The 13,940-nt window shown below is 39.3% G+C and carries 12 protein-coding genes and 2 tRNA genes; 2 read left to right on the top strand and 12 right to left on the bottom strand.

Features of this window, described 5'->3' with window-relative positions; genetic code table 11:
- Nucleotides 1-87 precede the first annotated feature (87 nt).
- The 4 genes from gyrB to ESV85_RS11185 form a co-directional block, all read right to left on the bottom strand.
- Nucleotides 88-2,046, bottom strand: coding sequence for a DNA topoisomerase (ATP-hydrolyzing) subunit B (gyrB, locus tag ESV85_RS11170; protein ID WP_146917589.1), 1,959 nt, complete (start codon nucleotides 2,044-2,046; stop codon nucleotides 88-90).
- A gap of 165 nt (nucleotides 2,047-2,211) precedes the next feature.
- Nucleotides 2,212-2,601: a CoA-binding protein gene (locus ESV85_RS11175; protein ID WP_223275976.1), complete on the bottom strand. Its 390-nt coding sequence runs from the start codon at nucleotides 2,599-2,601 to the stop codon at nucleotides 2,212-2,214.
- Nucleotides 2,588-3,547 (bottom strand): GNAT family N-acetyltransferase, encoded by a 960-nt coding sequence (locus ESV85_RS11180; protein WP_146917591.1) that lies wholly within the window; start codon nucleotides 3,545-3,547, stop codon nucleotides 2,588-2,590. The genes ESV85_RS11175 and ESV85_RS11180 overlap by 14 nt, the downstream gene beginning before the upstream one ends.
- Entirely contained in the window at nucleotides 3,544-4,362 is an 819-nt protein-coding gene (locus tag ESV85_RS11185) for a 1-acyl-sn-glycerol-3-phosphate acyltransferase (protein WP_146917593.1), read from the bottom strand. Before ESV85_RS11185 ends, ESV85_RS11180 begins: the two co-directional genes overlap by 4 nt.
- A gap of 327 nt (nucleotides 4,363-4,689) precedes the next feature.
- Here ESV85_RS11185 and ESV85_RS11190 point away from each other — a divergent pair, with 327 nt between their 5' ends.
- Both ESV85_RS11190 and ESV85_RS11195 read left to right on the top strand, forming a co-directional pair.
- Nucleotides 4,690-5,586 carry a class I SAM-dependent methyltransferase gene (locus ESV85_RS11190; protein ID WP_146917595.1) on the top strand — a complete coding sequence of 299 codons (897 nt, stop codon included), beginning with the start codon at nucleotides 4,690-4,692 and terminating at the stop codon, nucleotides 5,584-5,586.
- Nucleotides 5,587-5,600: 14 nt separating this feature from the next.
- Entirely contained in the window at nucleotides 5,601-6,791 is a 1,191-nt protein-coding gene (locus ESV85_RS11195; RefSeq protein ID WP_146917596.1) for an aspartate aminotransferase family protein, read from the top strand.
- Between the two features lie 131 nt (nucleotides 6,792-6,922).
- On the opposite strand, the gene ESV85_RS11200 is transcribed toward ESV85_RS11195, so the two are convergent.
- From ESV85_RS11200 to ESV85_RS11235, 8 genes are all read right to left on the bottom strand, one after another.
- Nucleotides 6,923-8,458, bottom strand: a complete 1,536-nt coding sequence (locus tag ESV85_RS11200; protein ID WP_146917598.1) for a SulP family inorganic anion transporter — start codon at nucleotides 8,456-8,458, stop codon at nucleotides 6,923-6,925.
- 394 nt (nucleotides 8,459-8,852) lie between these two features.
- A complete protein-coding gene (locus tag ESV85_RS11205) occupies nucleotides 8,853-10,013 on the bottom strand; it encodes a DUF4221 family protein (protein ID WP_146917600.1) in 1,161 nt (386 codons plus the stop codon).
- Nucleotides 10,014-10,160: 147 nt separating this feature from the next.
- Entirely contained in the window at nucleotides 10,161-10,721 is a 561-nt protein-coding gene (locus ESV85_RS11210; protein ID WP_146917602.1) for a 1-acyl-sn-glycerol-3-phosphate acyltransferase, read from the bottom strand.
- On the bottom strand, nucleotides 10,718-11,521 hold the full coding sequence (locus tag ESV85_RS11215) for a patatin-like phospholipase family protein (RefSeq protein WP_146917604.1): 804 nt from the start codon (nucleotides 11,519-11,521) through the stop codon (nucleotides 10,718-10,720). Before ESV85_RS11215 ends, ESV85_RS11210 begins: the two co-directional genes overlap by 4 nt.
- Nucleotides 11,511-12,350, bottom strand: coding sequence for an MBL fold metallo-hydrolase (locus ESV85_RS11220; protein ID WP_146917606.1), 840 nt, complete (start codon nucleotides 12,348-12,350; stop codon nucleotides 11,511-11,513). Before ESV85_RS11220 ends, ESV85_RS11215 begins: the two co-directional genes overlap by 11 nt.
- 51 nt (nucleotides 12,351-12,401) lie before the next feature.
- Nucleotides 12,402-13,349, bottom strand: coding sequence for an acetyl-CoA carboxylase carboxyltransferase subunit alpha (locus tag ESV85_RS11225; protein WP_146917608.1), 948 nt, complete (start codon nucleotides 13,347-13,349; stop codon nucleotides 12,402-12,404).
- Between the two features lie 144 nt (nucleotides 13,350-13,493).
- Nucleotides 13,494-13,567 (bottom strand) — tRNA-Asp (locus tag ESV85_RS11230).
- 150 nt (nucleotides 13,568-13,717) lie between these two features.
- Nucleotides 13,718-13,791, bottom strand: a tRNA-Asp gene (locus tag ESV85_RS11235).
- Nucleotides 13,792-13,940: the final 149 nt, after the last annotated feature.

The raw sequence follows: 13,940 nt of genomic DNA on the forward strand, positions 1-13,940 counted from the left end.
AAAGCAAGTTAAGTTATGCTTGCCTACTTTGGGTTTATCAATTTGTTATTAATTAAAAAAAGGGGCTGAAAAGCCCCTTTTGAATGATCAGGTATCGATTTTTGCGTATTTAGCATTTTTCTCGATAAACGCTCTTCTAGGTGGAACTTCATCTCCCATGAGCACGCTGAAGAGATGATCTGCTTCGGCGGCTGATTCAATATTCACCTGTTTTATCGTTCGGAAATTTGGATCCATAGTGGTAGTCCAAAGTTGCTCAGGGTTCATTTCACCGAGACCTTTGTATCGCTGAATACCCACACTATCTTCTTTACCATCTTTTGCCATTTCAGCTGTAAGAACCTTACGCTCTTCTTCTGTCCAGCAATATCTCTCGTCCTTTCCTCTTTTCAATAAATATAATGGCGGCAAAGCAATATACAAGTAGCCATGTTCAATCAATGTTCTCATATACCTAAAGAACAAAGTAAGAATCAAGGTACGAATGTGAGATCCGTCAATGTCAGCATCCGTCATGATGATGATTTTATGATACCGAAGGTTAGTAAGATCTAATTCCTTGTCGTCATTCAGTGTACCGATCTTAACTCCTAGTGCGGTAAGAATGTTTTTTATTTCCTCGTTGTCGTAGATTTTGTGCTCGTGAGCTTTTTCTACATTTAGAATTTTACCCTTCAATGGCAAAATCGCTTGAAAATCACGATCTCTTCCTTGCTTAGCAGATCCACCTGCCGAGTCCCCTTCCACTAGGTACAGTTCACAGACAGTAGGATCACTATTTGCACAATCGGCTAATTTACCTGGCAAGCCACCGCCACCAAGTATATTCTTACGCTGCACCATTTCACGTGCTTTCTTTGCCGCGTGTCTTGCTTGTGCAGCCAAAACCACTTTACCAACAATAACTTTTGCTTCTCTAGGATGCTCTTCCAGCCAAGACTGTAAAGCTTCCGAAACAGCACTATCCACCGCCCCAACTACCTCAGAGTTACCTAATTTAGCTTTGGTTTGTCCTTCAAATTGTGGTTCCTGAACCTTCACTGAAATTACCGCAGTAAGACCTTCACGGAAATCATCACCAGAAACTTCCAGCTTCAACTTATCCAGCATTCCGGATTTATCAGCGTAAGATTTAAGAGTTCTGGTCAGCGCTCTTCTAAATCCTGAAACGTGGCTACCTCCTTCGTAAGTATTGATTGTATTTACATAGGACACCACATTCTCAGAATATGAAGTGTTATAGTTCATAGCTACCTGAACGGGTACTCCATTTTTTTCTGTATCAATACTAATCGGAACTTCAATGATTTTCTCACGGCTCACGTCCAGATACTGTACGAATTCCACCAATCCACCTTCAGAGTAAAACTCGTCTGATTTCATAGTTCCGTCGTCTTCCTTCTCCCTTAGATCAGTTAAAATAATCCTGATACCAGCATTCAAAAATGACATTTCACGAAGCCTGTTGGCTATCGTCTCATATTTATATTCTGTAATCGCGAAAATAGAAGAGTCAGGCTTGAAATGAATGGTAGTTCCTCTGCGATCTGTCTCACCAATTTGTCTGGCAGGATATTGAGGCACTCCGATTTTAAATTCCTGTTCTGTGATTACTCCATTGCGATAAACTGTAGCTTTCAAATCTTCTGAAAGTGCATTCACACAAGAAACACCTACACCATGCAGACCACCCGAAACCTTATAGGTATCCTTATCGAATTTACCACCAGCATGCAGTACAGTTAGCACAACTTCCAAAGCAGATTTTTTCTCCTTAGCGTGCATATCTGTAGGAATCCCACGCCCGTTATCTTCGACGGTAACTGAATTATCTTCATTCACCGTGACTTTGATCGTATCGCAATGCCCTGCAAGAGCCTCATCGATAGAGTTATCTACAACTTCCCAGATCAAGTGATGGAGGCCTCTGACTCCAATATCACCGATATACATAGCAGGTCTCTTACGAACCGCTTCAAGACCTTCTAATACCTGAATATTACTGGCACCGTATTCGCCTAGATTCTTCGCTTTTTCTTCACTCATATGTTTTGGAGAAAACCCTCAAATTGGGTCTAAAAGGGTGATTTTATGTTCTTTCTTAGATGTGGCAAGATAGATAAAAAAAGTGACTTTTCACAGGCTTTCGCTATACACAGGTACACAAAAACCATTTGAAATACCAGCTTTCAAAACTGTGCCTCAAGGTTATTAATACTGATTTGAACTCAACATAACCAATGTACAGGCATGAATCGCCTCTATCCCCGCCGCCTTAGCTCTCTGAAAAAATAAAGGATTTTCCGTTCCAGGATTAAAGATGATTCTTTTTGGATGTAGGCTGATTAAATAATCCAACCATTCCTCTTGATTCACTGCCCCTATATAAAGAGTTATCGTATGAATATTTTCTAAATCAGGTTTTGTACGGAGATCAAGTATTTCCTCACCAAAAACTTCGCCTGATTTGATTCCAATTGGGATAAACGGAACACCAGCATTGGCCAATCTACTTGCCGCAAAATACGCATACCTAGACGGGTTAGTTGTGGCGCCAACGACCAATGTAACCTTCTCAGACATCTTCTTACCTGCTTCCATAGATTTTATCGCGCTCGAATGTATCCATATGTCTATGCTTTTTGGTTTCGTATATATCCGCCAGTGTGATCAATATCCCCGTTTCCTCTACTTCGCCAAATTCGTCGTTCAAAGCTGTACCGAAAGTCATCATAGTAGGAGATAGATTCATGTAGGTATTGATCAGAGGCGGGATATTCTCGCCGTAAGTACGAATCCGCCCATTAAGTAATTTATACCCTTCCTTATATTCCAAGCCCTCAAATGGATTTCCAGCTTTTGGTAAATCAGTTTCATACCCCAATGCCAAGTCATCTTTAGGCTTTACCAATCCGTCCTTATCCGGAAAATAGTAATTCATGAACATCAACAATAAATCTCTCCCTTCACGGCTGAAGTGCGGATACATGGTGACTTTACCAAATAAATATTTGACATCCGGATTCATTAACACAACAGCTCCTAAGCCATCCCAAAGATTGTCAAGACTGAAAATTCCTTTTCGATTATCAAATGCTGGTTGGTATTTAGGCTGAACAAATGATCTACCTAGCTCAATAGTGTAAGGAATATAATCCTTAATAAATCGCTCTGTAAAGTCAAACAAATGGGTCGTAGAAAGATTTAAGCTACCGTCTGCCTTAACTGAATTTTTGCAATTGATTAATCTGTAGCCTGCCACAATCTCTTCATCCTCAGGGTTCCAAGTGACTAATTGCTCATAGCAATTTTCGCAGATATCATTTTCATCTAAATCTAGCTCTAGACCTGTTCCGCCTCCTGCAGCTCTGAAAGTCAATTCCCGGAGTCTACCTATCTCCCGTACTACATTTGGGGCATTATGAAAATTAACCAAGTAAACTAGGTTGTCTCCATTGTTTGTATATCGTAAAAAACGCTCCGGAATCAACTCAGCCTTCAGTAGTTCTTTATCAATTGCCGGAATTATTGCTGCTTCTTTATTCATTCTTTTTTACCAAGTTCGTAAACTACATCCTTCAAATGATCTGCCCACTGTCCATCCGTTTTAGAGGAATTAAGGCTTTGATAGGAAACTTGTTCACCTACAGTGATCACCACTTTTTGCCCTTGCTGCTTGTATAATTCATCAGCGAGGTAAAACATTTCGATATTAGCTTTGATGCCAATCTTCTTTCTCCAATAAGCCAAATTGTAAAAAAATTTGGAATTTTTACCTCCTATAAAACAAGGTAAGATATCTTTTTTGTATTTCTTCGCTTTGCTTACAAAGCTCTTTTTCCATTGCAAATCACGAATTCCTGAATCATCTTTCCTTGAAACAAGCCCCGCAGGAAAGATTAAAACTGCATACGACTCAGAATAAGCCGATTCAATTGCAGCTAAAGTATCTCCTGAATTTTTACCATGCTTATTAATAGGAATAAATAATGTATTGAAATTTTTGAAAGCCATTAATAGGTCATTTACCAAAAACCGTACATCTGTCCTTACCTCTCCTATTGCCTGAATTAATGCAATTCCATCAATTCCTCCAAGTGGATGATTCGCTGCAATGATAATCCCACCTGTCTTAGGGATATTTTCTTTTCCTTTCAGCTCCACCTCTATATTCAATTCTCTCATCAAACCCTTTGCATAATCAATTCCATGCAAATGATCAACTCTGTCAAGGACCTCATTCATCCAAGCCTCGTGAGTTACCCGCTTAATATAGTTGAGCATAAAGCCAGGCATCCATTTCAAAAGCGCAGGATTTTTGGAATCAATGGCTTTTTCTATATCGATAAATTTCTTGGACATTTATACTCTTTGGTGATTGTAAGTTGGTTGAAAACAGAAGAAATAGTTCTTTTTCAATTTCAAAATAAACCTAAAAGTACAAAAAAACAGATTTAACAGTAAGATTAACCAAGACTGAATGAAGTACTGCCCTGAGTACCAATCGACTTAATTTATACCATGACCATTTGATCCTAGTTCCAGCCGTTCTTTTCTAATATTCAACACTAGTTTCGAATTGTACAATTGAAAAGAATCAATTAAATGATCTCAAAAACGGATTCTAAAGATCGCTTCCTACTCCCTCCAATTAATTTCTTATTTTTGCTTCCTGAAAAACAATACCCTATGAACGAATCCATACTATCACTTTGTCCTGGCCCATGGAATGATTACGAACTCATTGACACTGGAGGATTTGAGAAACTAGAGCGATTTGGAGACTTCATTCTCAGCAGACCGGAACCTCAGGCGATTTGGGATAAAACTCTTCCTGAAAGTGAGTGGAGAAATCTGGCTCATGCGCATTTTGCTAAAGAAAAAAGCAATCCTGAAAAGGGAAATTGGGAGCAATTGAAGAAAATGCCGCATAACTGGGCCATTGAATATTCTAATCCTGATGGATTAAACTTGAAGCTAAATCTTGCCCAAACTTCTTTTAAGCATATCGGTCTCTTCCCTGAGCAGGCTGTAAACTGGGATTACCTCTATAAAACCATCAAGCGCTCACCAGTAGCAAAACCTAAAGTTCTCAATCTTTTTGCCTATACAGGAGCTGCAAGTGTGGCAGCCAAAGCCGCAGGAGCGGACGTGACTCACTTGGACTCTGTGAAGCAAGTCGTGACTTGGGCTAGACACAATATGGAATCTTCAGCTCAATCTGACATCCGCTGGATGGTGGATGATGCGATGAAATTCATCAAAAGAGAAGCCCGTCGTGGAAATAAGTACAATGGAATCATTTTAGACCCTCCTGCCTATGGTCGCGGACCAGATGGAGAAAAGTGGGTTTTGGAAGAGCAAATCAATGAAATGCTGAAAGTCTGTGCTGAGATTCTTGATCCAAAAGATCATTTCCTTTTGCTCAACATGTACTCACTGAGCTTCTCATCACTCATCGCAGCGAACTTGATCAACACTACGTTCAAAAATGTACAGAACGCAGAGCATGGCGAACTTTACCTTCAAGACAATCAAAACAAAAAACTGCCACTGGGGATCTTCTTCAGATTTTCAAGCTATTGATTTAAACACCAGTCATGAATAACCGTCAGCTTTTCTTACAACACTTAGCTCAAACAACAGATTTCCCTTTGATGATCGAGGTGGAAAAAGCGGAAGGAGTATATTTATATGGCCCTAAAGGCGAGAAATACATCGACTTGATCTCAGGAATTGGCGTAAGCAATGTGGGACATCGTCATCCAAAAGTACTGGAAGCGATCTATGGACAACTTGAAAAATACCTACATCTCATGGTGTATGGCGAATATGTGCAAAGCCCTCAGTCACTTTTAGCTAAAGCACTTTGCGACACCTTACCAGAGAAATTAGACAATGTCTATTTAGTTAACAGCGGAAGTGAAGCTATTGAAGGCGCATTAAAACTCGCCAAGCGATACACTGGCAAACCTAATTTGATTTCATGTGTGAATGCTTATCATGGCAGTTCACACGGCTCGCTTAGCGTGGGTGGAAATGAGATTTTCAAACAAGCCTACCGACCTTTACTTCCAGGAGTTAGCCACATAAATTATGGGGAGATCTCCGATTTAGAAAGTATTGACTCAAATACTGCTGCAGTACTCATAGAAACGGTCCAAGGCGAAGCAGGAATTCGAGTTGCCACGAAGGAGTATTTTCAAGCCTTGCGTACCCGATGTGATGAAACAGGCACTTTATTGATTTTGGACGAAGTTCAATGTGGATTCGGTAGAACAGGAAAATTCTGGGCTTTCGAGCATTTTGGGATCATACCTGATATTCTTGTTTGTGCCAAAGGAATGGGTGGCGGCATGCCAATAGGCGCATTTATAGCGAATAAAGAGGTAATGGGTGTATTCAAAAACAATCCTATCCTAGGTCACATCACTACTTTTGGTGGTCATCCCGTTAGTTCAGCAGCGTCATTGGCAACCATACAAATTCTTCAAGAAGAGAAGCTGATTGAGTCAGTTGAAGAGAAAGCCAATTTGATCAAGTCACTTTTAGTGCACCCAAAGATCAAAAGCATCCGGAATAAAGGATTGCTGATGGCCGTGGAGTTTGATTCTTTTGATACGCTCAAGCCCATCATTGATCGAGCAATTGAATTGGGAGTGATTACAGATTGGTTCCTTTTCTGCGACGATGCCATGCGAATCGCTCCTCCTTTGACCATCACGTCAGACGAGATTCATGAAGCCTGTGCTATTATTTTAAAGGCGATTGAAGAAGTATTTCCTTCCTAAAACCCCTCATTTATTCACAAGTAAGAGATTCTTTCCGACGCTAATAGCTAAGCAAATGCTAGAAACTTAAGAGAATCAGGTGGATTAAATGGACCTTGCCAAATTCAAAGTCCTAATAGATGGAAATCCATCTACTTATTTGTCATCACTTTATAGGTTGGGTCTTCGATAATATTTACATCTATAACCGATTCCGCATTTTTTAGCAAAAGCCTGCAATCCTGGCTTAAATGTCTTAGATGTACCTTTTTCCCCTGTTTTAGATATTTCTCAGTGATTTTGTGAAGCGCGTCAATGGCAGACATATCTACTACTTTGCTTTCTCTGAGGTCAATAATTACTTCATCAGGATCTTTCTCCACATCAAATTTCTCTATAAATGCGGTAGTAGAACCAAAGAAAAGCGGGCCATAAATCTCATAATGCTTAGCTCCATTTTCATCTACATATTTTCGAGCACGTATTCGTTTGGCACTTTCCCAAGCAAATACAAGTGCTGAAATAACCACTCCTATCAATACTGCCAAGGCTAAATTGTGTAAAACAACCGTGATCAACGCTACGAGAATACCTACAAAAATATCGTGTCGTGGCATTTTATTAATGATCCTGAAACTTACCCACTCAAAAGTTCCTATAGCCACCATCATCATCACACCAACTAAGGCAGCCATCGGAATTTGTTCTATGACAGGACCAGCAACCAAAATAACCCCTAAAATAGCAGTCGCTCCTACGATTGCAGAAAGTCTAGATCTCCCTCCTGCTCCTATATTGACCAAAGTTTGCGCTACCATGGCACATCCGCCCATGCCACCAAAAAACCCGTTTGTGATATTGGCAATACCTTGAGCTGCAGCTTCCCTGTTCGACTGGCCTTTCGTATTGGTTATTTCATCCACCATATTCAGAGTTAGCAAACTTTCAATCAGGCCAACCCCAGCCATTACAAGAGAATACGGGAAAATGATTTTTAAAGCTTCTAGACTAAATGGGATTTCTGGAATACGAAATGAAGGTAATGCACCTCCTACAGAAGCAATATTTATAACTTTCTTAGTATCTATATCGAAAAAATAAACTATTCCAAAAACAACTAATATAGCCACTAAGGAAGCTGGAACAGCTTTGGTAAACTTTGGCAATACATACACAATAGCGATGGTGAGCATAGTCAACCCTACCATCAGATAAAGTGCTGGGCCTTGCATCCAGGTAGAAACACCACCCTCAAAGATTTTAAACTGCTCAATTTGAGCCATAAAAATGATAACAGCAAGACCATTTAGGAACCCGTACATAACAGGTTGTGGTATTAAGCGAACAAATTTCCCTAATTTGAATAGACCGACCAGCAATTGTAAGATTCCAGCCAATACAACTGCACCCAAAAGATAATCTACCCCGTGCGAAGCGGCTAGCGCAATAAGCACGACAACCGTAGCACCAGCACCTCCCGAGACCATACCTGGTCTTCCGCCTAAAATAGCAGTAACTATCCCCATTAAAAACGCTGCGTAAAGCCCTGTTAAGGGAGGAAGGCCAGCTAGTATAGCAAAGGATAAGGATTCCGGTATCATGGTCATTGAAACCGCAAGCCCTGCTAGAATTTCATTCTTATAATTTACTTGTTGTTTAAAATCAAAAAGGTTAATGATTTTCTGCATGGGTGTAGAATCTGAGATATATAATTGAAATAGGTACCGATAGAAAAAACTTTCGGTAAGAGAAAGTTGCCAATAAATAACAATTGGAAAAAATGCGTATTAGCCTATACTTAAGGCGGTGTGATTGGGGAAGATGTGTTGGGTGTTCTGTTCATTAGGTGCTGCAAATGTAGCGTTTCACTGGTAGTCAGGCAAATTAAACTTCAAAAAACACCCTCCAACCTATCAGAGAAGTATTTCGAGGCTATTCCCTGACTTTGTTTAAAGCGCCTTACTCACTAAAAACAGAAACTACTTATCTATTAAAAGCAGATGCTAGCTACTACTAAAATATAAGTCGCGCATGCTAATTTGATTCATACCTTCAAGATTAGCCTCCTCAGTCAAACAATCTCTAGAGATCTTCAATTTTCATAATGACGAATGCCAATTCATCATTGACATTTTCAAACATCCAGATGTCCCCATCTTTAGTAAAGTATTTTAGCGGAAGCTTAGCCAGTTCTTGTATCTCAGCTTCAGCAATTAGATTGAAGTCCTTATCAAATACACTTAAAAAAATATCCGACCCAGCCGATATATAGTCTCCGTAACCATTGAGTTCTTCTCCAAAATGAATTCTTTCTGAAAACCTGAAAAAACGTTCATTTTTCTCATCCCAAAAAAAAGATTTGTAATTAAGATCTTCCTCATTTCTTTTAATAATTTCCTTCAATTGACCAGAGGTTCTTTCAACTTCTTTTGGAGGCACATAACTTTTCTTATCGGCCAGTAAATGGGTATTCCAGCTTTTCGTATAAAGGCTGTCTTTTTCCAAATCAAAAATAAGCACTTCATTGAAGGCAGTATTACTAATAATAATTTGCCCATTGACATTTATAGCTGAGGCACTTGGCCCATAGCTTCCTGCTGGAGATCCTTCAAACAAAAGCTTAACATTAAAATCCTTTAGTTTTTCTAATTCTGGCAACTCTATCTTTTCAAAAGTTTGATCTTTCAAATCAAAATCAAGTATCAGGAGAGATCCACTCTTCTGGTGAAAAATAAATACAATAAGCCTATCTGAATTATTTTTGACTTGAAAAAATGCTCCTGCATAGTATTCATCAGTTCCAAGGAATTCAGGAGCAATTTTATCCAGTGCCAAATCCCTGACTAACTGTCCATTTTGATCAAAAATCCTATATAAAAAATAATCCCAGAAAAGTATATTTCCATCCGACCAAAGAGAGAAGTGTGAAACATAGTTAACCACGTTAAGTACGCCATTGGGACCTTCTTTTTCGAATTGAACCTTTTCTGAAAGTCTAAGTTCATTTAAATCAATCTTCTCTGTGGTATAATCTTGTCTATTAAAATTGATCAGATAGCTTTTATCATTAGATAGACCAGAATAATAAAGTTGATCCTGTAAATGAAGAAACTCATCACCTGAATCCACTAGCACAGTGTCTAATGAAACTCTAATTTGATCCGAGACTGCCTGCTTTTTCTCTTCTTTTGAAGCACAGGCACTAACAGCTAAAAATAATGCTGCAGCAATTAACAATCTCATAAAAAGCAATGTTAGAATTCAATTAAAAACCTTTTGAACTAAAAGCTAATTGAATTCAATCTAAAAATTCATTTTGAGATGTTACAAAAAGTTAAATCGAATTGGCACTATAATTCAAGCGATATTTCCTTATAGAAATTTCAAATTCTACAGAATCCCCTTCTCTGGATGTCTTCCTGTTACAGTTCTTCCGAAGACTTTTAATTCTTCGATTTGCGCATCCATATTTCCATCTGGATAGATGCATGGACCTATACCGGCTTCCTTCTTCTTATAATCAAGGTAGCCAACAATTATAGGAACATTTGCTCCCAGTGCAATATGGTAAAATCCTGATTTCCATTTTTTCACCTGACCTCGAGTTCCTTCTGGTGTCACCATGATTACGAGTTCGTCTCGCTCATTTAACATGGTGACCATGGATTCAGTATAGGTTTGTTTCTTACCTCCGGGAATACGTTTCCTATCAATAGCAATTGCTCCAAGCCCTTTAAGTAACCAACCCAAAGGACCTACCATTACTTCCTTTTTGATGGTAAAACGTACTGGAATATCCATGAGAAAGAATGCTGCACGAGCATACAAGATATCCCAATTGGAGGTGTGTGGAATTGCAATAAGCACCGCTTTTTTCAATCCTTTCGGCCACTGATTATTCAAAGACCAGCCTGAAATCCAAAACACAATACGAGACAAAAACTTCATCATGCTATACTAGATTTATTACTTTTCACTGCTAATTCCAAAATCGAAGGGTTATTTTCAATGTAATTCATCGTGTAATCATAACCGAAGCCATATAATTCAGAGGCTTTTTTAATATCAAATACGCCATATCTTCCAAGTCCTGGAGGCTCAATGAAATAGTCACACTTAGATTTTCGAGTGTACACATTATAATTCATAGCCATAATTACAGAGCGCTCGATCAGTTTTTTCATATTACTGACATTACTTTCTTCCGGTAGCTGATTGCAATGCACACCAATCACATAATCTGTAACTCCTTCCAGCGGCTCTACCGGCATATTATTAAGAACTCCTCCGTCCACTAGGTATCTTTTTCCAATAACAATAGGATCAAACATGCCTGGAATGCAAGAAGAAGCCATAATTGGGCGGATCAACTCCCCTTCTGAGTAATACCTGACTTTTGCTTTTTTGATATCAGTAGCAGCTACGGTGAGAGGAATCTGCAACTTAGAAAAATCATCGTGATCAAGATAAAGCTTAAATAGATTACCCACAGAATCCATTTTCAGGAATCCTGTTAGGGAAATCGCTGGACGCAAAAACTTAAAATAATTAGTTTCTACGATTATTTTAAGGATTTCTTCAGGTGTATAGCCTTGGCAAAACATCGCTCCAACGATAGCTCCAGCTGAAGTCCCAGAAACTTTCGTAGGGTAAATCCCAGACTCAGTGAGCGCCTTTAACACTCCCAAGTGTGAAATCCCTCTAACACCTCCACCAGAAAGAGCAATACCTATCTTAAGGTTAGATTTCATCTAGTCTGAATGTTTGATCCAAGCGCACGCCTCTGTCTGTCATTTTCACAGTACAGCACTCATTTTCAGCATCGTGTTCAAGGAATAAAACATACTCCTCACGTGCAGCTTCTTCTAGAAATTTTGCTTTTTCATCCATCGTGACTAAAGGTCGAGTATCGTAACCCATCACATAAGGCAATGGAATATGCCCAACAGAAGGAAGCAAATCAGCTACAAAAACTACCGTCTTTCCTTTATACTGGATTTTTGGAAGCATTTGTTTATCCGTGTGTCCATCTGCAGTGATAAAATCAAATCCAGGTAAGAATGACTTCTTATCCAGATCCAAATAACCCAATTGGCCCAACTCCTGCATTGGAAGGATATTCTCTTCAAGGAAAGAAGCTTTCTCACGGGGATTTGGGATAGTTGCCCACTGCCAATGCTCTTTATTTGACCAGTAAGTGGCTCTTGGAAAAGTCATCTCATATTGCCCGTGTGAGCCATATTTCACTCCACCTCCACAATGATCAAAATGCAAATGCGTCAAAAAATTATCTGTGATTTGGTGAGGGCTAACACCCAGTTTCTTCAGGTTTTGATCCAAAGAATCATCGCCATGAAGATAAAAATGAGAGAAAAACTTAGCATCCTGCTTATTCCCAATACCATTATCAATTAATACAATCCTATTTCCATCGACTACAAGAAGAGATCTCATCGCCCATGTGCAAAGGTTATTCTCGTCAGCTGGATTTGTTCGAGACCAAAGCGTTTTAGGTACCACCCCAAACATGGCTCCTCCATCCAGTTTGAAAAATCCTGTATTAACTACGTGTAATTCCATGATATGAAAGAAAAATCCCGGATTTTGTAAGAAATCCGGGCTTAAATTATGTTACTCAACTACTACACCCATCGAACAATACTTGTCGATGCGTTGATCTATTCTTTTCTCTGGCTTGATTTTATCTAATTCCTTCAATGCTTGAAGAATAGCTTCCTTAAGCGTGATAGCCATTTTTTTCATATTTCTATGTGCTCCACCAAGTGGCTCAGGAATTATACCGTCAACCAATCCATTGCCTTCCATGTCTATGGCAGTCAATTTAAGAGCCTCAGCTGCCTGTTCTTTGTAATCCCAACTTCTCCAAAGAATCGTAGAGCAGTTTTCTGGGGAAATCACCGAATACCAAGAGTTTTCAAGCATAAGAACACGATCTCCAATAGCGATACCCAAAGCTCCTCCTGATGCACCTTCACCTATGATGATGCAAATAACAGGGACTTTCAGCATAAACATATCTCTGATATTACGCGCAATCGCTTCACCTTGCCCTCTTTCTTCAGCTTCCAAACCTGGAAATGCACCTGGAGTATCGATCAAAGTGATGATAGGCTTACCAAACTTCTCTGCCATTTTCATTAAGCGAAGAGCCTTTCTGTAGCCTTCAGGATTTGCCATCCCGAAATTTCTCATCTGACGCTGCTTGGTATTTCTACCTTTCTGCTGTCCGATGAACATCACTGACCTGCCATCCAAATCTCCTAGACCGCCTATCATAGCCTTATCATCTCCTACATTCCTATCTCCATGCAGCTCGACAAAATCATTTGTCATCTCATAGATATAATCCAGTGCATAAGGTCTATCAGCGTGCCTAGATAGCTGAACTCGCTGCCAGCGCGTCAGATTTTGAAAAGTTTCTTTCTTCAAAGCAAGAATTTTATCTTCAAGGGATACAATATCTGAGCTTAAATCGATATTTCTGCCAATAGCCAAATCCTTCATTTCCTGAAGTTTCTGTTCTAAATCAGCTATAGGTTTTTCGAATTCTAATACCATTCTGGTGATTTTTGGGAAAAACAAAGATAAGCATATACCCTTGGGAATTAAAATTTTTAATGAGGAGTGGATATTTATAAATATATAAGAATTCAAAAAATCCTTAAAAAACAAAAAAGTCCCGAATTTCTTCGGGACTTAATGCGGAATGGACGGGACTCGAACCCGCGACCTCCTGCGTGACAGGCAGGCATTCTAACCAGCTGAACTACCACTCCAATGGTTTTAAATTGAGATTTTTTTATCTCATACAAGTGATTTCGAACTTGTGACCTTTCCGATGTATCGGGACAAGCATCTCACAAGCTGAACTACCACTCCAATATTTTAATTGTCACTAGTTGATGAACTTTTTCATCAAATTTAAGCGGAATGGACGGGACTCGAACCCGCGACCTCCTGCGTGACAGGCAGGCATTCTAACCAGCTGAACTACCACTCCGTTTTTTTCAAATTCGAGACCGTTTTAGATTTCTCTTCAACTACCCCGTTTTTGAGTGATGCAAAGGTATGTTTTAGATTTGTTATTGCAAAAGTAGATTCGAATTTTTGCGTTAATAATTCGTATGAACTTCTATTTCAATGAGATAT

It is taken from the genome of Algoriphagus aquimarinus (genome assembly GCF_007997215.1).
Lineage (GTDB): Bacteria > Bacteroidota > Bacteroidia > Cytophagales > Cyclobacteriaceae > Algoriphagus > Algoriphagus aquimarinus_A.